The sequence below is a fragment of the Pseudoalteromonas sp. bablab_jr010 genome (assembly GCF_016464105.1).
In the GTDB taxonomy this organism is placed as follows: Bacteria; Pseudomonadota; Gammaproteobacteria; order Enterobacterales; family Alteromonadaceae; genus Pseudoalteromonas; species Pseudoalteromonas simplex.
The window spans coordinates 51,935-72,244 of sequence record NZ_JACDWV010000078.1 but is presented as its reverse complement, the minus strand read 5'-3'; the positions used below and the strand labels follow the sequence as shown (position 1 = coordinate 72,244).

Genomic DNA, 20,310 nt, shown 5'->3' with positions numbered 1-20,310 from the left:
AGAATGAGTACGAGGGTGAGAAAAAGGCGAAGAGCGAGTGATTTCTAAGTTACCAAAATGGGTTGAGATTGGCGCATTTATTTTGGCGCTGGTGGCTGGGTGTGTGAATGCAGTTGGTTTACTTAGCTTTGAGCATCAAGCGGTATCGCATTTATCGGGAACTGCCACCTTGCTTAGCACAGAACTCATGCATGGCAATAGCCTTGATGCTTTACATTTATTAGGTGTATTACTGTCATTTTTAGTTGGGTCTGGTATTGCTGGGTTCTTGCTGCATAGTTCAGCACTTAAACTAGGTCGTCATTACGACACGGCATTGCTGATCGAAGCAGGGCTTTTACTGGGCGCACTTTGGTTATTATTTAATGGCTCGGGCTACGGGCACTTTTTAGCGTCTGCGGCATGTGGCTTACAAAACGCCTTGGCAACAACTTACAGTGGTGCAATTGTGCGTACAACCCATGTAACGGGTATTTTTACTGATTTAGGTATTATGTTTGGTCGGGTTTTACGTGGCGAGGCGCTTGATAAACGTAAGGCTAAACTGTTCGGCCTAATCATTATTGGCTTTATATTTGGTGGCTTAGCAGGGGCGTGGTTATTTGCAAAAATGACCTTTGCGGCGCTTTATGTACCAAGTGCCATTTGTATTTTACTCGCCTTAACCTATCGCGTTTATTCTCATCGCAATCCAGAACTTAATGTTTAGCGATACTTTTTGGGGTTGCGCCAAAGGCCTGTTTAAATACACGGCTAAAATGGCTTGGGTTATTAAAGCCTAATTGGTAACAAACTTGGCTAATCGCCTCGCCTTTCTCGAGCAATTTATACGCTTTTTGTAAGCGTAATTGTTGTTGCCAAAGAGCGGGCGTAACACCAAAGGCTAGTTTAAATTGCTGATAAAATTTACTGCGGCTCATACACGCTATCTTGCATAACACATCGATATCAATATTCTCAGCAAGGTGCTGTTCTATATAACTAATTACATGACTTAACGGAGTTGCGAGCTTGCCTTGCTTACAACTTGCAATCATTAAATCTCGGCTTTGCTGCTGTAACAGGCGGGTTATGAGTTCATTAAGTGATAAATCAATTAAGTAATCGCGGTGTTGTTCATTTTCACTAAACAGGGTGATCATGCGCTCCAGCAGTTGTTGAGTTTGCGGATTATGCTGGGCGTGCACTAACTTGGCTTGATATTGGAAAAAGTCATCCTGGGTAATTTGCTGGTTAAAATTAAGAGCATCAACTACTTGGCTTATTTTGTCGGTACTGATTTCAATCGCTAAACAGGTTGTTGGCTGATTAAGAGACGCATTGGGAAAATCGATTAACACTCCTTGCTCTGGGGCAAGTACAAATGATTGGTTTGGTAAAAACTCTTCATGATAATCACTGTCGGCAACATGCATGATTTTTTTACCGCTGATCATGCCACAAAATAATAATTCAGTGGAATGTAACGCCACTTTTTGGGCATCTAAGTAAGTGTCGTAAATACTTAATTCAGCATGTTCACCCGCAAAACTGACTTTATTTTCAATAAGCACATCAATACGTTGTCGTTTTTTATCTAAACTTCTATTGCTGACTGATGTGTTCATAGTTGCCTCGCTGTCGCCCTAAATTCTGGACAAATAGTCAAAAAGTCTGGACTAGGAATCAAGTGTGTTTTCAGTAACTGAGCTAACTTCAACTGCTAGCGGTTCATTAAACAATAACCTACCGCATAATTTAGTCAATGCTAAATAAAACACAACAATTTGAAGAGAGAACACATTATGATTTATGCAAATCCAGGTAGTGAAGGCGCAAAAGTTAACTTTAAAGCGCAGTATGAGAATTATATTGGTGGCCAATGGGTTGCCCCTGTAAAGGGGGAATACTTCGAAAACATCAGCCCAGTAAACGGCAAAGTGTTTTGTAAAGTACCTCGTTCATCAAAAGAAGATATCGAGCTGGCACTTGATAAAGCCCACGATGCAAAAGCGGCATGGGGAACTACGTCGGTTACCGAGCGTAGCAATATCTTATTAAAAATTGCTGATCGCATTGAACAAAACCTAGAAATGCTGGCAGTGGCCGAAACCTGGGATAACGGTAAAGCAATCCGTGAAACACTTGCGGCAGACGTGCCACTCGCGGCTGATCACTTTCGCTATTTCGCAGGTTGTGTGCGTGCGCAAGAAGGTTCAATCGGTGAGATAGACGAAACCACCGTTGCCTATCATTTTCATGAGCCACTGGGTGTAGTCGGGCAAATTATTCCTTGGAACTTTCCATTGTTAATGGCTGCGTGGAAGCTTGCACCTGCCCTTGCTGCGGGTAACTGTATTGTTTTAAAACCAGCTGAACAAACGCCTACGTCTATATTAGTGCTGCTTGAAGTGATTGGTGACTTGTTGCCTGCAGGTGTTCTAAATGTGGTAAATGGCTATGGTAAAGAAGCGGGCGAAGCGCTGGCAACCAGTACTCGAATTGCGAAGATTGCCTTTACAGGCTCAACGCCAGTGGGTTCACATATTTTAAAATGTGCTGCTGATAATATTATTCCTTCGACGGTTGAGCTAGGTGGTAAATCACCAAATATCTTCTTTAACGATGTCATGGAAAAAGACGATGAGTTTTTGAGTAAAGCGATTGAAGGGGCTGTACTTGCGTACTTTAACCAAGGTGAAGTGTGTACGTGCCCATCGCGTTTATTTATTCAAGAAGATATTTACGAGCAATTTATTGAGCGTGTTCTTGCCCGAACTCTACAAATTAAACGGGGTAATCCTCTTGATACCGAAACCATGGTGGGTGCTCAAGCATCACAAGCTCAGTTTGATAAGATCCTAAGCTACATCGAAATTGGTAAACAAGAAGGGGCCGAAGTGCTTGCGGGCGGCGAAGTCGAACAACTGTCTGATGAGTTTAATGGCGGTTACTACATTCAACCAACGCTATTAAAAGGCACTAACGACATGCGCGTGTTCCAAGAAGAGATTTTTGGCCCGGTTATTTCAATGTCGACTTTTAAAGATGAAGACGAAGCGTTAGCCCTTGCTAATAGTTCTGAGTTTGGCTTAGGTGCTGGTGTATGGAGTCGAAACATGAACCGTGCTTATCACTTTGGTCGTAAGATTGAAGCGGGCCGTGTTTGGACCAACTGCTATCACATGTACCCAGCACACGCTGCGTTTGGTGGTTATAAAAAGTCAGGCATAGGCCGCGAAACACATAAACTTGCCCTTGATCATTACCAACAAACTAAAAACCTATTAGTCAGTTACAGTGAGAATCCACTGGGTTTCTTTTAAAAGCAATTTCTTATTGTTGTCGAAACTACCCAAACGCCACATCTAGTGGCGTTTTTATTTTTTAACGGGCATAAAAAAGCCCGGCGAACACACAAGCCAGGCTTTTCGACAACAATTTGTTGAGTCACCGCGTGTGCAATGACTCGGAATAAAAAAGCTTAGAGAACACACAAACTAAGCTTTTGACAACAATTTGGTGAGTCACCGCGTGTGCAGTGACTCGGAATAAAAAAGCTTAGAGAACACACAAACTAAGCTTTTGACAACAATTTGGTTGAGTCACCGCGTGTGCAATGACTCGGAATAAAAAAGCTTAGAGAACACACAAACTAAACTTTTGACAACAATTTGGTTGAGTCACCACGTATGCAGTGACTCGGTATATAAAAAAGCCCAGAGAACACACAAGCTAGACTTTTTGTGACAACAATTCGGTTAGCGCAAACACGCTCAATGGTGTGAAGCTGTTTAGCTTAAAAGCGCTGATGAGTTAACTTTAGAGTAATCCTTCTAATTCGACAAACGATTAAAATAAACCTGATAGATGAATTTTTTTAATCTATTAGCATGTGAAGTACTTTTTATTGCCACAACAATGCCTTAGTGATTAAATAGGGTGCTTTTTAAACATAATAATTATTTAAAATGGATTTTTATGAAACGCTTGCCGCTTTACTTATCACTCATCTTTACAGCTCTAAACTTTAGCCCTTTTGGTGTTAATCTATGTCGCGCCGATGAGGGGCGTACAGTCACTCACTCTGAAATTAATTGGTCTGAACTTGCTATAAAAGATGTAGAAGCGGCTTACCAATTATCGGTTATCAATCACCCAGGGATGTATGATGTACGAAATCCAGGCTTTGCTAAACAGCTTGAAAAAGCAAAGCAAGAAGGCTTAAAGCTGGCTGTAAAAGCGCATAGTTCACAAGGTTTTTCTGCGGCTATTGCACGTTTTAGAACTGCACTACAAGATGGTCATGCGGGAGCGATTGATACCTTACCAAGTGAATTAAAACCACAAAGAAGTTGGCCGGGCTTTTCAACTGTATGGCGCGGTGATGCGTTAAAAGTGTATTACAGCGAATTAGATACAGTTGCCAAGGGCGATAAGCTCGTAAGCTGTGATAATACAGCAATTAATACTTTGCTCGTTGAACGTGTTTTTCGCTATTACGGCGAAGTTGAGCAACCTGGTAGTTGGTGGAATCATGGCTGGCGACTAACTATTGATGACGGAAACCCGTTTTTATCGCCACTTGAAAGCTGCACATTTGAAAAAGCCGACGGCTCTGTTTACAGCTTAAAGTTAAATTGGCGTATTAGGCCTGATGATGTCAGTGGTAAACTTAAAAATGCTTACAATGGCGACAAGTTACCAATTGCGCTTAATTGGCCTTTAAAGGATATTGCTTGGATTAGTATGCCAACGTATGCACCCAATGAGCAGCAGCAAGCAGATTACCAAACAATGCTGAGCGCCATTGAACAGCAACATGATAAGTTAATGCAAGCTAAAGCTGTGGTGCTTGATCTTCGCCATAATCAAGGTGGCTCATCGATGTGGAGTGAGCAAATAGCCTCAGCACTTTGGGGTAGCGAACAATTTAAATATGGCCGCTATGAGTTACACAAAAATACCCAAGTGTGGTGGCGTGCTTCTAAAGGCAATACTGACTATTTTGGCGATGTAGTCGCAAGCTATGATAAAGCTAGCCCGTGGTATCAATGGTTAAAGACGACTCACGAAAGTATGCAGTTGGCTTATGAAAAAGGTGAACATTTTTATGTTGAGATACCTGCAGCAGAGCAGCCAGCATTGCCAAAAAACGCCAGCAAGTTTACTACACCGGTTTATGTGATTGTGCCAGGGCAATGTGCCAGCGCCTGTTTAGACGCACTTGATAGTTTTAAATTATTTGCAAACACACAGTTAGTTGGCGCACCAAGTAGTACCGATTCTACTTATATGGAAGTGAGGCTCGAAACCCTACCTTCAGGTTTTGCTAAAGTCATTCTGCCGATAAAGGTCTATGTGAACAGACCCCGAGAAAAAGGCTTTTATTATCAACCTGATATTCAATTCAATGAACTTGAATGGACAACGCAAGCGCTTGTTAAAATGATTGCTGAGTTGTAATTAAACAAGTTCTTCTTGCTTTTTTATATTATATGAATACGATCTATATACGTTTCATATATAGGTCGCATGATGGGTATTGTTAAAATAAGCGATGAGCTACACGAAGAAATCCGTAAAGCAAGCACAGCGATGGTACGCTCAATCAACTCACAATCTGAGTATTGGATTAAAATAGGGATGCTTGCAGAGCTTAACCCCACCATGACTTACAGCGATATTATCAAAGAGCAACTTCGTCAAGCTGATGTGAAGGCTAAGGATGTGAGTGATGAGTAAAGTTGTAATTAAAAATGCAGACGAAATTGCTTTGATGCGAGAGTCTGGTCGATTACTTGCTGATGTATTTGCTTATCTCGACCCTTTTGTAACAGAGGGAGTGACGACAATGGAAATAAACGATCTCGTTGAGCGCTACATTGTTGAGCAGTTACAAGCAAGGCCATCAAGTAAAGGGCAGTACGGCTACCCTTATGTACTAAATGCCTCTGTGAACGAGGTGGTATGTCATGGTTTTCCAAGCGAGAAGGGTATTTTAAAAGCAGGCGATATTGTGAATATTGATATCACTCTTGAGAAAAATGGCTATTTAGCTGACTCGAGCAAAATGTACTTAATTGGAGATGTATCGCCTTTAGCAAAGCGTTTGGTAGATAGCACCCAGCAAGCCCTGTGGCACGCGATTAAAATGGTAAAACCAGGCGTGAGGCTGGGGGATATTGGTAATGCGATTGCAAACTTTGCTCATCAACATGGTTATAGTGTGGTTAAAGAATACTGTGGTCATGTTATCGGCCAGCAAATGCACGAAGAGCCACAGGTATTACATTATGGCAAGAAAAATACCGGGTTGGTATTAAAAGAGGGGATGACCTTTACAATTGAGCCAATGATCAATCAAGGGGCTGCTAAAGTAAAAACCAAGCCTGATGGCTGGACTGTGGTTACAAGAGATAAAAAGCTTTCTGCGCAATGGGAGCACACTTTAGCAGTAACGGCTGAGGGAGTTGAAGTGTTGACCTTACGCGAAGAAGAGCAACACTTTTTAAATTAAATAGTGTGTTAACAGGCTATTTCAGCAACGGGCTCTTCTGCTAACCAGTTAAGGGCCGCTGTTTTTGACTTAAATACATTCATTATCAAGCCTGCTCGTTTATACAAATTGCAGTAGGTATCACTCAGCAAGCTACCGCCTTCAAGCCCATCTTTTATGACTAAGGCTGTTTTGGCTGGTGCAATGCCCTTACGCTTGAGTTCAACAAAATACACCATTAACTTTTCAAGTGCATCAGGGGTTGCCATACACGAATTTTTAAATTCAACTAATTCAAACCACTGGCCGTAATCAGCGTTGAGCTTATTGATGTAATCCTTTTGCATAAAAGAGTGCGCGTCAATAATCTCTTCATTGAAAGGACCTGTTGCGGTTGTTAAAAGTGTATTTTCACGTTGATAAAACTCAACAAGGCCGTGAGGTTTAAAGTTTTTGAATGGATAATGGTTTGTTGATACTTTTTTATGCATCCGTTCAATCCCTGAATGTTTATTGAGCTTTTGATAATAGCAGTGAAATCAACGAATTCAATCTTTTGGTTTGGATTTTCTTGAAAACTAGTGAAAAAGAACTGGTTTTGCTACCAGGTAGAACCTGCTTGAATGTATATAGCATTTTGTTCAGGACCATGGGCTACATCTAAACCAATGCTGATACCGTAATGTTCATCAATCAAATAGCGAAACCCTGCACCCACAGTATCAATGGTTTCAGCCTTTGATAAGTCAGAAAAGCTATCGGCTGCCCAGCCCATACCAGTAAACACATTGAGTTTTATTTTATGTGTGACTTTATAGCTTGCTTCAGCTTCAGTAACAAATACATCTAGGCCTTGATAACGCGTTGCTGACACCCCACGCAAGCTAATACTTGGCGGAATGTAAACCGGTAAGCGTTTCTCACCTCGATTATTAACCGAGTCATACTGCATGCGTAAAGCAAAATTAAACTTATCGGTGTAACGCCAATAGTTTAAGGCGGTTAGCTTTAGACTGGTGTAATCAACCTTACTGCCAATAGCCTCATCAAAATATAAATATTCGGCCTTGTAATTAAAGCCACGTTCAGGGTTAAGCGGGTTATCTCGGCTATCGTATTCCAGTAGCGGACCGATACCTGACGTATTTACATCAAGTGAAAGGTGCTCCTTGATAATGTCGTTTTCAAGTAAAAAATCTTCGATAGGGTTATCGGCTAAGCTAATATCAACTTGGCGATAAATCTGTTTAAAACCGTAAAAGAAGTTACTATCGTCATAGCGTAACTTAAGATTTTGGAACACAGCAGGACCTTCAATATTTAACGATAATGGCGTGAGAAGCTTTATTTCATCGAAGGTATAAAAATCAAGATTGATACTCGCCCAGCCAACAATCCCTTGATAGCGAATACGGTCTTCATCCCAAAACGTAATGTGACCAACAGCGCCGCCTTTGGTGCCATTTTTAGTGCCCATAAGGCCCACTAAACTGATACTTTGTGGCAGGGTAGAGCCCTCTTTTTTCTTCTTTTTAGCCTTCTTCTCGTTGTCATGAAAAAAAAGGCCAACAACACCAAGGCCAGGCCCTACAGCTGGTTCTGTAATAAACGTCGGGATGGGCAAAAATGAAATAGGTTCATCAACTTTTTGCTGTTGATTGCTTAATTGTTGCTCGGCAGGTTTTATTGCATATTCATCGTAACTTGATGCAAAGCTTTCAGTGCTTAGTAAACTTACCGCCAACATATTTATTAGTACTTTTTTTTTCACTTAATCCCTTACCCTGTAGTTTATTTTTCTTCAAATCTTAATTTATAGTTGATAATTAAACTCGAGACGGTGGTCGCCATCCACAAAGTCAAGGTTTTCATTCCAATTTGCAAAATAGCGGAGATTCATTCGCGGGTTTATTTGGTAACTTGCGGCGAATTCATGAGTTAAAATATGGCTTTGGTTTAACCCATAGTAATGGTCTTTGTAGTTATCACTACCGCCGATAGTGGTTAGCCAAAATGGATTGTAGTTAAGCCATATTTTATCGTTAATTGTCACTTTAGCGTACATACCCACTAAACCATAAGCACCCATAATGGAATAACCACTGTCACGACTGCCGTCATCTTCTAGGGTATTTTCACCAAGCGATGCACCCACACCAGCTAACGGATAGAACGTGAAACGTCCCATAGGTTTTAAAGCTTTAATAAAGCTGTACGAAACATCCATACTTTCGTCAGCAACAAGATTGGCATTAAGGTTATAGTTAGCATCAATTTGCGTTGCACTCATAGAGCTCAAATCAACAGAGAAGTTTCGAAAGCGAAACGAGTCGATAGAATCTGTTGTTTTGCTGTCGCTTTCCCAGCCTAGTGCATCGCCATATATGCCTTTTACTTCAATAACATTCATTCCGGCAGTTGTTGCGATACCTGTATCGTATGCTTGGCCTACTTTTAAGTTTAGCCCTTTGTTAGTGGTACCAAAGCCTATTTGAGTATAAACAGCCAGAGGATCTGACATGTCTTGTACTTCTTTTTGATTATCCGCATAACTGGAAAATGAAACCCCAATACTAATTAGTGTGATGAGGTGATATGAAGTCATGTGTTGTCCTTACACAGAGATAAAAAGGCTGTTTCATTAGTTAGTTATAGTCTATTTTTTGTTCTTGTTCAATCCTAATTGAGGGCGAAAATATGGGGATCCAGTAGTTAAAATTTATGGGGTATTAGTTTTTTAGTATAGCTAAAAAGTTCACTAAGTATTTGTTGTTAGGTATTAATTATTAATTTCAAAAGCGGTTTATAGAAAATAGGTGGTTTTATTGATAGAGGCCAATGTATATAAAGGTAAGTGCTAGAATCGACCGTTTTTTCATCTATACTGATGAAAGCTCATTGTGAGTGAAAGGTATTGCTTTAACTAATAAAGGATGATTTATGAAAAAACTAATAGCGGCAGCTATTTGCGGTTTGGTTTCAACGGTAAGCCTTGCAGCTGATAAGCCAAACGTATTGGCCATAATGGTTGATGACGTTGCGCCAATCTCACTCAGTGCATACTCACACGGTATGACCTACCCAACCCCTAATATTGATCGCATTGCTAACGAAGGTGCATTGTTTACTGATCATTATGCACAGCCTAGTTGTACAGCGGGTCGTGCTGCATTTTTAATGGGGCAGTTGCCTGTGCGGACAGGCTTAACCACGGTAGGTCAACCTGGTAATCCTCTTGGTATAAAAGAAGCCGATCCTACCTTAGCCGAATTTTTAAAAGCTCGCGGTTATATGACGGCTCAATATGGTAAAAATCACTTAGGTGATTTAGATGAGCACTTACCAACAAAGCATGGCTTTGATGAATTTTACGGAAATTTGTACCACTTAAATGTGTCTGAAGAACCAGAGCAGGCTGATTACCCTAAAGATCCTAAGTTTGTTAAAAAGTTTGGCCCGCGTGGTGTGATTGAATCTTACGCCAATGGCAAAATCACTGATACTGGCCCACTTACTCGCAAACGAATGGAAACGTTTGATGAAGAAGTGTTAGAGCGCTCACTAAACTTTATGGAACGCGCAGTAAAAGCGAAAAAACCATTCTTTATTTGGCATGCCACAAGTCGTATGCATGTTTACACACACCTAAAACCTGAAAGCCGAAATTTAGCGACAGGCATTAGTTCTGAAGAAGATATTTTTGGTAGTGGCTTGATGGAGCATGATGGTCATGTTGGCAAGCTACTAGATAAACTTGATGAGCTAAAAATTGCCGATAACACCATTGTTATTTACACCAGCGATAATGGTCCTGAGCAATCAAGCTGGCCTGATGCAGGAACCACTGAGTTCCGTGGTGAAAAAATGACAACCTGGGAAGGGGGCGTGCGCGTGCCTTTCTTGGTACGCTGGCCTGATGAAATACCAAAAGGCTTAAAGCTCAATGGCATTTCATCACATGAAGATGTTTTCCCTACAGTTGCTGCTGCATTAGGTGAAAAGAACTTACGTGAAAAGCTTAAAAAGTCAGACAAAGTGTATATTGATGGTGAAAACAACCTAGCTTATTGGACTGGTAAAGCTGATAAATCTGCACGTAACTATTTCTTTTATTACTATGAGTCACAACTTACGGCGGTACGTTTTGGTCCATGGAAAATGCACTTCGCGACCAAACCAAATGGCTTATATTACGAAGATATGGTAACTCACAGTATGCCTAAATTATTTAATTTACGTAAAGATCCATTAGAACACTATGATGGGGTAACTGGTTTTCATCAAATCATGCGTAAGAGTTGGTTGATGCAGCCGATTATTGCTAAGTTAAATGAACATGTTCAAACCTTTGTTGAATTCCCTCCACGTCAAGAAGCGGCGTCACTTAACGTGAATGAAGCAATCGAAAAAGCAAAATCACTAAACTATGGGCATTAATTATTAACCATAAGTTGAAAAGGGCCGATTAGGCCCTTTTTTAATGATTAATGCTATTCATCATTTCGAGCTGTTTCACAAACTGCTCAACTTGCTGGTTACCCGGTACCAAGCGGGCTAGGTTTCTGGCATAAAACAGCGCTTGGCTGTAGTTCTCTTCTGCCACATACCACTGTGCCAAACTGTAGCTGATATCTGGGTTATTCGGTGTTAAATTAAATGCGCGCTCAAGGGCTGAGATGGCCGCTGGCATGTTGCCTAAATCTTGTAATAGCAGGGCGTAGGTAAACTGATAGTTTGCATTTTCTTGTGCAAACTGCGCTGCTTTTTGTAAATGGTTAAGAGCGGTGTTTTTTTGTTTTGCGCGAATAAGGCTCATTGCCAGGGCATAATGTATGTCGGCGCTTTCTAGGTTAACGTCTAAGCCTTGTTTTAAGATGGCTTGCGCTGCTTTTTCATCGCCTTGATTACGGTATAAATCTGCTAAATTGACATAAGCGGGAGCAAAAATAGGCTCAACACTGATTGCTTGCAGGTAATGTGCTTTGGCTTGCTCAGGCTTTTGTAATGTGAGCGCCAAATTGCCTAAATTGGTGTGTGAATAGCCACGCTCTGCTTGGTACTCTTGAATGCCTTTGTATTCATCAAGGGCTGCATTTAAACGTTTGCTGTCTTGCTCATTGAGCCCCGTAGGGAAGGGTTGAATTAACATGGCCGCCAGTGCTCGTGCAGCTTCGGCTCTGATAGGCAAATTTTCATCATCTAAAAGCGGGTTCAACAGGCGCCAGCGCTGGTTGATATCAAACGGCATCGCCGCCTCAATGGCTGCTTGGCGTTTTAATGGTTCGCTGTCTTTTACTGAACGAGCAATCGCGACGACAGCATTGTTATCTGGGCTTGCGGCTAAGCGGCTTAATGCTGATGCACGGATGATCTCAGGAAAGCCTTTATCTTGCACGATTTTGGTCAGCATGGTTGATGCATTAGGCAAACGGTTATCCGCGGCATAAAACGCCTCAGAAAAATGCGCAGTGCCAAGGTGCTTTGAATGTGGATGCCAGCCTTTTATTTTAGCAACCGCCCATTGTGGCGTCTTGTCTTCATGGCAGCTATTACAGGCATTTGGGGCATTGGTTTTTAATGTTAAGTCTGGACGAGGTACCCGAAAGCTGTGGTCGCGCCTTGCATCCACTTGCATATAGGTGGTGGCAGGCATATGACAATCAACACATTGGCTACCAGTACTTGCCACTTTATGACCGTGATGTTTTGGCGTGTCGAACACCTCTTGGCTATGACATTGCGTACAGGTTTGATTACCCGGTAGCTTTAATTTACCCGAATGAGGGTTATGGCAGTTACTACATGTTACCCCGGCATTGAACATTTTACTTTGTAAAAATGAACCCCAAACATAGTCTTCGTCCCACACTTGACCATCAACGTGATAAAGCTCTGGAGTGAGTAATGAGCCTTGAAAGTGTTGTAAAAAGCTATGTGGGTCTTTGCGGTCATCAAGCTGTGAGCGGCGAGCATGGCATGTTGCACACACTTGCACTTGCTCGCTTTTTACCAGAGGCTGCACGCTTTGCATACTGCCATCGATTTCTTGGGTAAACAGCGGGGTTTGCTTTTTAATATTATGCGTAAAGCCCTTATCAGCAATACTACTATCGCCATCAGCCCATTTTAAATGCGCTTGTGTGTCGCCATGACACGCTTTACAGCTCACGTTAATGCTTGAATAAGTTGAATCAAAGCTATTCGTTTTAAGGTCAAATTGCTTTTTGAAATCAGTTGAGTGGCAATCGGCACACATATGATTCCAGTTTTGGCCTTTTTGCGACCAATGAAAAAGGTCGTGTTGTTTCTGCTCAGGATGCAGTACAAACCAGCGCTGACCGCCTTCTGTTTTACTGCGTGAGTCCCACGCAAATGGAAACAGTTGTATGTGGCCTTTGCCCATTTCAAACATGTATTGCTGCAATGGCTCATAGCCAAATGTGTATAAAACAGGGTAGTCAGTCAACTTGCCATCAAGGTTTGGCATGCTTATAAAAAGTTGTTGGTCTTTTTGAAAAAAGCGCGCTTGCTGGCCTTGATAGTCGAGGGTTTGTTCGTTGAAATTGCCAAGCACTGAAGCGGGAGTGGCTTTTTCCATAGCATGAAAATGATGGGAGGTTTGCCAGTCTGCAACTTGGCTTTGATGACAGTTAACACACTGGGACTCTGCAAACACACTAAATGCGAAAAAGCTACATAACAGCCAAGCCAATCTCATCACAGAATAAATCCTTTTTATTTTTACCACATGCACTTATGAGTTATATCAGTTTGTTACAGATAAGCAAAGTCGGCTTGTTAAAACGGGGATATAAAAAAGCCCGAGAAGCTCGGGCTTAGTAAGTTATAGACTTTTCTTCGGTGGCAGCGCAACGTTAGCGAAGATAAGCCCCGCCACTAATGACATAAATATCAAGAAGGTTTGTTGGCCTATATGCTCCGCATAAACGAAATCTTGACCTTCAATTAATGAATTCAAACCGATATAGGTTTTACTTCCAGGTACTAAAACAATTAAACCTTGCATGGCTACAATAGAGGCGGGTGCATTTGCAACACGGTTAAACAAGTTACTGAATACCCCGACAGATAAAGCACCAACAAATGTACCTAATGTGTAGTCTAGATACATGGCTGAACCAATACTTGTGCCATACGCGATAAAGCCAGAAGCGATTGACCAAACTGCATGCTTTAATTTTGTTCTAAAAATAACGATTAGGCTGCTACATAACATGAAGATAGCAAGCCAGGCTGTCCACTTTGGTAATGGTTCCGGTTGCACAAAATCACTTTGTCCAAAAATAGCAAAACCAATACCGATACCAATAAAAGCACCAAAATACAGTTTAAACAGCAGCATGAATGAGTCCATCACCCGAGCTGTACCAGATACTAAATGCCTTGCCGCTAACTCTGCTAAACCGAGGGCTAATGCTAAGCCGGGTATAAATACAATGATGGCTGAAAGTACCACCAGTCGTATGTTTATTTGGGCATCAAGGTATACGCTTACAGCGCAGGCAATCATCGCAGAAACAATGGCAACTAATGGTTCAAGCATATGCGCAACACGCTTAGAGCGTGTTGACCAAAGTACAAATAAATACACCACTAAGGTGATCAGTGCTGACCAAAATACATCATTCCAGCTAGTTCCCATCAACATGGCAAATGCCCCACCTGAGGTCGCAAATGCAACGCCAGTCATAAATTTATTATATGGGTTTGGCATGGTGTAAATAATATCGAGCTGTTTATCGACTTCTTGTAGCGTCAGCTCGCCATTAAGCATTTTGTTTACTAAGTCATCGGTATCTGCCAGCGAGCCTAAGTCATGATCGCCCGGATCAACACGCGCCACATGGGTATACTCTTCTTCATGACCATCTGTCCAGATCACAAAAGTCACGGATGTTGGCGACATAACAAAAGATGATTTTAAACCGAGGTAAGTCGCAACTTCCATTAAGTGCGCTTCTAGTCGGTATGCAGGTGTACCGTATTTATGAAGCATTTTGCCAAGCTTCACGATAAATTTTCGTTTTTCAGTAAACGTTGCGGTTTTCAAAGGCGTTTTGAACCAAAGGTTAAATTGTTCAGTTAAGGATAGACCAAAATTCAATAAGATATAGTCTAATAGCTAGACTATATCGCTTAAATTGACCAGCGCGATTTTAGCGACAAAAGCCGCTATGTCTAGTGTTATTTACGGCAAAATTACTTATTTTTTGCTTCAATCCACTGCGCCATGTATTGGGTCGAACGCATGGTGTGATGTTTAAGCATTTGGCCGGTAAAATTTTGCTGTCTATGCTGCGCTAATGACTCACTAATGGTGGTGATTTTAGCGATTAACTGCGACTGAAGTTTTGATTTATCATAATATTTTTGCAATAACTGCTGGCCATTTTGCTGTGCCTGAGTAAATAACGCTTCATCTTGATAAAGTGCTACTGCAGCACCTGCAAATTGCTTTGCATCTTCACAGATTGCGCCTGACCAAGGCTCATCTTGATGCATGCCTTCACTACCAATAGGGGTTGTTACGCTCGGCGTTTGCATGATCATCGCTTCGAGTAACTTACCCTTAATACCCGCCCCAAAACGCAGTGGCGATAAACATACTCGGGCATCTTCCATAACTTGATAAGCATCATCTGCCCAGCCTTTGATTAAGAAGCCGGTTTTTGGATTGTTAAGCGCTGTCGCCTTAGGCGGTGGGTAAGAGCCATAAATATGGAGTTCAGCATCGGGTAATTGTTTGCGGATCAGCGGCCAAATCTGTTGCAAGTACAACACTGCATCCCAGTTTGGCGCATGACGAAAATTACCAATGGTCATAAAGTGCTTACGCTCAGCAAATGCTTTGGTGCTGGTAGGAATATGCTGTAAATCAACCAAAAATGGTAAATGGTGAAGTAGGGCGCTATCAACTTTGAAAACGTCATTGAGTAGCTGCATCTCGTAATGCGAGATAATTAAGCTGATGTCTGAGCGTAAAATTGCCGCGATTTCTCGCTTTGCAATATCGCTGTGTAAATCACTATGGCTGAATGCTCGGCCTGCTTTATGAGCTTCGTGACGGGCATTTCTTAGGCACTGTAAATCTTCGGTATCAAGAATTTTAAGTGCGTTAGGGCAGTATTTATCGACTCGCCAACCGAACTGTTCTTCCATCATAAAGCGATCAAACATCACAATATCAGGGTTATACGCTTGCACGTACTCATCAAAGCTTGAGCAGTTTAATGCAATGACCTGTGTGGTAATGCCATCTTCGCTGAGATCCACCATGTGTTCGGTTTTTTGCGCTGGGCTTGCAAATTCAACTTGCCAGTTTTCTGCACGAAAGGCGCGCAAGAGTGACATCATGTGGGTGCCGGCTGCCGACGAATTAGGCTCAGGCCATACATAGCCGATCACTAACACTTTTTTCATTGACTTGAATCTCGTATTTTTAAGTTAACATCCACCAAGGTGCGAACGGGTGGCGTTGATTTATCTAATAGTTCTTTTAACACCTGACAGGTGCGTTTACCGATTTCATCGGCATTAATGGCGATGGTTGAAAGAGAAGGCAACATTAAGCGTGAATCTTCTAGGTCATCAAAGCCAATAACTTTAATGTCTTTACCCGGCTCAAGGCCGTGTTGGCGCATAGCTTCAATCGCGCCGTAAGCAATCACATCATTAAAACAGACAATGGCTTTGGTATTTGGTGCTTGTTTTATAAGGGTATTAAAGGCTTCTCGGCCACCTTGGCGGTTTGTCGGCGCTTGAATAACGGGTTTTTCGTCAGTGATATTAAATTGCTCAAGCGCAGCTAAAAAACCACTTAAACGTTCATGGTAGTCAGATATTTCTGCCGTGCCGCCTAAAAATGCAACTTCTTCTATGCCTTGCGATAAAATATGGCTAGTCGAAATATGTGTGCCTTTTTTGTTATCAGGCAAAATACACGGCGCAGCTGAAAACGGAATTTCACGCATGATATTAATAACCGGAAAACCACTATTTATTAAATCATCTTGCCACTGCTGCTCTGTCCCCGGTGCTGGACACATAATAAACGCCGATACGTTGTATTCTTTTAGGGTTTTCACCACTTGAGTTTGCCTTTCGACACACTCTGCAATATTCACCAGCATTGGCAGCATGCCAAGCTTAAAGATGTGTTTTTCGAGACCAACAGCAAGCTGAGCTGAATACGGGTTGGTTAAGTCATTTATAACCAACGCGACTAGGTTTGATCGCTTGCTGCGTAGTGCTGCAGCATCGCGGTTATACACATAGCCAAGCTTATCAATGGCAGCCAGTACTTTTTCTTTACTTTTTTTACTGACCTTATCACTGTTGGTAAGGACCAAAGACACCGTTGATTTTGAAACCTGTGCTTGTTCAGCTACATCCCAAATTGTGACTTTGCCTGTCGATTTTTTCATTTTTATTAGCAAAAAGTGGCGAATAGAGTGCTCTTATTTTAGCGTAATTTAGCTGTTTAAGTCACTGATTGGCTGCCAAAAGGGTCGAAACTCTTTATGAAATGCTGCAAACATGTTCTACTTGTTTACAGAATCGAAAATAAAAACGAAAAAGGAACGAACATGAAAGCATTTAAACTGCTTTTTGCGCTAGTCATTGGCGCAGCTGTTTGCACACCCAGTTTTGCTAATCAAGGTTATCAAACTCCATCGCCGGCACTGGCTGCTGTGGTTGACGCTAAGCTTGCACCGAGTAGTTATTTATCGAATGATGGCCAGTGGCTGGCGTTATTTGATAGAAAACGCATCGATACCTTACAAGACTTAGCCAAAGAAGAGTTGAAACTTGCGGGTATTAAGCTTAATCCTGCTAATTTTTCGCGCTCACGAGTGCGTAATAAATTTACATCTTTAGTGCTTAAGCATGTTGAAACAGGCTCTGAAATTGTTGTATCTGGTTTGCCAAATGGAATTTTACGCTCACCAAGTTGGTCAAGCGACAGTCAATATTTGGCATTTGTAGTTGAGCAAGCATCGAGTGCTAACCTATGGGTCTATAATGTAAGTACTAAGCAAGCCCGCCAGTTAAGTGATACGCCTCTTAATTCTGTGCTAACGCGCACGCCTTATACGTGGTTGCCAGATAGCAGCGCTATTGTCGCAAATGCAGCGGTCAATATTGGTAAAGCACGTATCAGCAATGACAGCTCGCAGGTTGTGCCTGTTATTCAGCAAAGTAGTGGTGAAAAAGCGCCTGCGCGTACTTATCAAAACCTGCTAACTAGCCCATACGATGAAGCACAATTTAAGTTCTTTGCCCAAAGCCAGCTGACTTATATTCCGCTCAGTGGTCAAGGCCAACCGATTGGTCAACCGGGCTTAATTAAATCGTTTTCGGTCTCGCCTGATTCAACCAATATTTTGGTTGGCATGATTGATGAGCCTTTTTCGTATCAAGTACCTTACAGCCGATTTGCTGCGACTTGGCAAATTTGGGGCATGCGTGGCTATACGTTAGCAGAGCTTGCGAAGCAGCCTTTAGCAGATAACATTCCACAAGGTTATGACAGTGTGCGTACTGGTCGCCGCGAATTTCAATGGCGAGCAGATCAAGGCGCTGAAGTAATTTGGGCAGAAGCACAAGACGGCGGTGATATGAAAACCGACGTGCCTTATCACGATCACCTTTATAGCCTAAGAGCACCTTTTAAACGTGATGCGAAGTTATTTGCGAAAGTTGAACGCCGTTTTGATTCAATAACTTGGGGCAACGGTAATGTTGCTCTGTTATCTGAATGGCGCTTTAGCGACCGACAAGTTCGCACATTTGTTATTCAACCGCGTAATGCAGATAAAAACCGCGTGCTTTTTTCTGAGCGCAGCTATAACGATGCCTACAAAAACCCAGGTTACCCAATTTATGAAAAGAATGATTTAGGTGCTGACGTATTAAAAGTCGTTGGAGGGCGTTATCTTTTCTTACGCGGTAACGGTGCATCTGAAAAGGGCAATATTCCGTTTTTAGATCGTTATGATGTAAAAACTAATACCACAACACGTGTTTGGCAATCAGAAGCACCATACTATGAGCGTGTGCGTGCAATGCTTGATGATGAAGGCGAGCGTTTAATTACGATTCGCGAATCTAAAACTGAGCAACCTAACTTTTTTATTCGCGACCTAGACGATAAAACCCTGACTCAACTTACGACTTTTGAGCACCCTTACCCAGAATTTAAAGGGGTGACTAAAGAGCTAATTCGATACCAGCGTGATGATGGCGTTGAGCTTAGTGGTACGCTTTATTTACCGCCTGGTTATGATTCAACTCAAGGCCCGTTACCAGTTCTAATGTGGGCTTATCCGCTTGAATATAAAGATAAAGCCGTTGCGTCACAAATGCGCGAGTCGCCTTATGAGTTCACTTATATCGGTTATTGGGGGCCAATGCCTTATCTTGCAAAAGGTATTGCCGTATTTGACGACCCGAAAATGCCAATTGTGGGTGTTGACGGTAAAGAGCCAAACGACTTATTCCGTAAGCAGCTGGTAGCAAGTGCTAAGGCTGCGGTAGATGTACTTGTTGAAAAAGGGGTGGCAGATAAAAACAAAATTGCCATTGCTGGTCACTCTTATGGTGCCTTTATGGTGGCGAATTTATTAGCACACAGCGACTTATTTAAAACCGGTATTGCTCGCAGTGGTGCTTACAACCGCACCCTAACGCCATTTGGTTTCCAAGGTGAAGAGCGTGATTTTTGGCAAGCGCAAGATGTGTACGCGGCTATGTCACCGTTTTTCCACGCTGAGAAAATCAATGAGCCTATGCTGATGATCCATGGTCAAGAAGATCCTAATTCGGGTACTTTCCCAATGCAAAGTGAGCGTATGTACGCTGCATTAAAAGGCCTAGGTAAAGAAGCCCGATTAGTGATGTTACCTTTTGAGGCGCATGGCTATCGTGCTCGTAAGAGCTTGCTGCATGTACTTTGGGAGCAAGAGCAGTGGTTAGAAAAATATTTATTAAGTGACGAAAAACCCGCAGAGCCAGTTGCCGCTGACGGTGTCACTCAGTAATTTGTTAAATGGTCATGTTAGGAATCCCCGCCCATTAAGCGGGGATTTTTGTATTGCCTACTTGCATATTCTTATTCGTAGATAAGCGGTTAGCAAATAAGAGGAAATGTTGTTCATGTTTATAATTCCAGATACCGACAAGAAAATTCGAGCAAAGATATCTAGCTATAAATCTGCTTTTAACCGAGAGATTAGAGATTATGGCTGTATCTCAGATGGTTATGGTAAGCGATATTTAATATTTCCTTTGTTGCTCGTACTCAATGATATGAAAAAAGCTGAGCAACATATACAGTGGCATGATTCACACTTTCCTGATGATATGGGTGAGCCAGTGCAAATGTTGTGTCGTTCGATACTAACGTTTCGTATTGGTGATATTAATAAGGCGTCTTACGAACTAGCTGAAACTATGTTTTCGAATGTATATTTATTGCCATGGCTACTTGATGAAAAAGTAGAACCTATTGATATGCGCCATCTAACAAACTTCTCACTGTTAGAGTATTGTGAGGAAGTACCACACAGAGTTCTCGAAAGCATATCAGAGCAAGAGCTGGAGTGGATTTAAAGCTGCTATCATTCAGAGGCTTTTGTAAAAGCAAGAACACGTTATATTGAAATCTACACGCGCTTAAAGCATGTTTCAAAAATGGATGAACGCGTTAAGCTATCTGATGAAGCTGAGAAGTTACTATCAGCTCTAAAAGTTTAGCAGGCAATAGCTTAAGGGAAGGTCCTAAGTGCTTGGTTTCTGCTTTGAATGCTATT

16 protein-coding genes are annotated in these 20,310 nt (G+C 41.9%); 8 read left to right on the top strand and 8 right to left on the bottom strand.

The genetic code is table 11. The features are described 5' to 3' along the window. Positions 1-37: 37 nt before the first annotated feature. Positions 38-709, top strand: a complete 672-nt coding sequence (locus JIG37_RS07110; RefSeq protein WP_199529057.1) for a YoaK family protein — start codon at positions 38-40, stop codon at positions 707-709. Here JIG37_RS07110 and JIG37_RS07105 read toward each other — a convergent pair. Beyond that, positions 699-1,607 (bottom strand): AraC family transcriptional regulator, encoded by a 909-nt coding sequence (locus JIG37_RS07105; RefSeq protein ID WP_199529056.1) that lies wholly within the window; start codon positions 1,605-1,607, stop codon positions 699-701. The genes JIG37_RS07110 and JIG37_RS07105 overlap by 11 nt on opposite strands. 177 nt (positions 1,608-1,784) lie before the next feature. Between JIG37_RS07105 and JIG37_RS07100 the strand changes: the two genes are divergently transcribed. The 4 genes from JIG37_RS07100 to map all read left to right on the top strand — a co-directional run bounded on the left by JIG37_RS07100 (position 1,785) and on the right by map (position 6,499). Continuing rightward, positions 1,785-3,305: an aldehyde dehydrogenase family protein gene (locus tag JIG37_RS07100; RefSeq protein WP_054554003.1), complete on the top strand. Its 1,521-nt coding sequence runs from the start codon at positions 1,785-1,787 to the stop codon at positions 3,303-3,305. Between the two features lie 655 nt (positions 3,306-3,960). Further along, positions 3,961-5,445, top strand: coding sequence for a S41 family peptidase (locus JIG37_RS07095; protein WP_199529055.1), 1,485 nt, complete (start codon positions 3,961-3,963; stop codon positions 5,443-5,445). 72 nt (positions 5,446-5,517) lie between these two features. After that, positions 5,518-5,724, top strand: coding sequence for a ParD-like family protein (locus JIG37_RS07090; protein ID WP_119853080.1), 207 nt, complete (start codon positions 5,518-5,520; stop codon positions 5,722-5,724). After that, positions 5,717-6,499 (top strand): type I methionyl aminopeptidase, encoded by a 783-nt coding sequence (gene map, locus JIG37_RS07085; protein WP_199529054.1) that lies wholly within the window; start codon positions 5,717-5,719, stop codon positions 6,497-6,499. Before JIG37_RS07090 ends, map begins: the two co-directional genes overlap by 8 nt. A gap of 8 nt (positions 6,500-6,507) precedes the next feature. Here map and JIG37_RS07080 read toward each other — a convergent pair whose 3' ends face one another. From JIG37_RS07080 to JIG37_RS07070, 3 genes are all read right to left on the bottom strand, one after another. Next, positions 6,508-6,969 carry a hypothetical protein gene (locus JIG37_RS07080; RefSeq protein WP_138599385.1) on the bottom strand — a complete coding sequence of 154 codons (462 nt, stop codon included), beginning with the start codon at positions 6,967-6,969 and terminating at the stop codon, positions 6,508-6,510. Positions 6,970-7,079: 110 nt separating this feature from the next. Beyond that, positions 7,080-8,249, bottom strand: a complete 1,170-nt coding sequence (locus tag JIG37_RS07075; protein ID WP_348535074.1) for a BamA/TamA family outer membrane protein — start codon at positions 8,247-8,249, stop codon at positions 7,080-7,082. A gap of 42 nt (positions 8,250-8,291) precedes the next feature. Further along, a complete protein-coding gene (locus tag JIG37_RS07070) occupies positions 8,292-9,083 on the bottom strand; it encodes a hypothetical protein (protein ID WP_199529053.1) in 792 nt (263 codons plus the stop codon). Positions 9,084-9,418: 335 nt separating this feature from the next. Between JIG37_RS07070 and JIG37_RS07065 the strand changes: the two genes are divergently transcribed. Further along, positions 9,419-10,915, top strand: coding sequence for an arylsulfatase (locus JIG37_RS07065; RefSeq protein ID WP_054553996.1), 1,497 nt, complete (start codon positions 9,419-9,421; stop codon positions 10,913-10,915). A 40-nt stretch (positions 10,916-10,955) separates the two neighbouring features. Here the strand turns inward: JIG37_RS07065 and JIG37_RS07060 are convergent, their stop codons facing one another. The 4 genes from JIG37_RS07060 to JIG37_RS07045 form a co-directional block, all read right to left on the bottom strand. After that, positions 10,956-13,196, bottom strand: a complete 2,241-nt coding sequence (locus JIG37_RS07060) for a cytochrome c3 family protein (protein ID WP_199529071.1) — start codon at positions 13,194-13,196, stop codon at positions 10,956-10,958. Between the two features lie 126 nt (positions 13,197-13,322). Beyond that, positions 13,323-14,549, bottom strand: a complete 1,227-nt coding sequence (locus tag JIG37_RS07055; protein WP_082389304.1) for a threonine/serine exporter family protein — start codon at positions 14,547-14,549, stop codon at positions 13,323-13,325. A gap of 149 nt (positions 14,550-14,698) precedes the next feature. Further along, positions 14,699-15,919 carry a glycosyltransferase gene (locus JIG37_RS07050; protein ID WP_194441308.1) on the bottom strand — a complete coding sequence of 407 codons (1,221 nt, stop codon included), beginning with the start codon at positions 15,917-15,919 and terminating at the stop codon, positions 14,699-14,701. Next, complete coding sequence (locus JIG37_RS07045) at positions 15,916-16,923, bottom strand: LacI family DNA-binding transcriptional regulator (RefSeq protein WP_199529052.1); 1,008 nt, start codon at positions 16,921-16,923, stop codon at positions 15,916-15,918. The genes JIG37_RS07050 and JIG37_RS07045 overlap by 4 nt, the downstream gene beginning before the upstream one ends. 162 nt (positions 16,924-17,085) lie before the next feature. On the opposite strand from JIG37_RS07045, the gene JIG37_RS07040 reads away from it, so the two are divergent. Beyond that, entirely contained in the window at positions 17,086-19,539 is a 2,454-nt protein-coding gene (locus tag JIG37_RS07040; protein ID WP_199529051.1) for a prolyl oligopeptidase family serine peptidase, read from the top strand. Positions 19,540-19,654: 115 nt separating this feature from the next. Continuing rightward, a complete protein-coding gene (locus JIG37_RS07035; RefSeq protein WP_199529050.1) occupies positions 19,655-20,110 on the top strand; it encodes a hypothetical protein in 456 nt (151 codons plus the stop codon). The last annotated feature ends 200 nt before the right edge of the window (positions 20,111-20,310 follow it).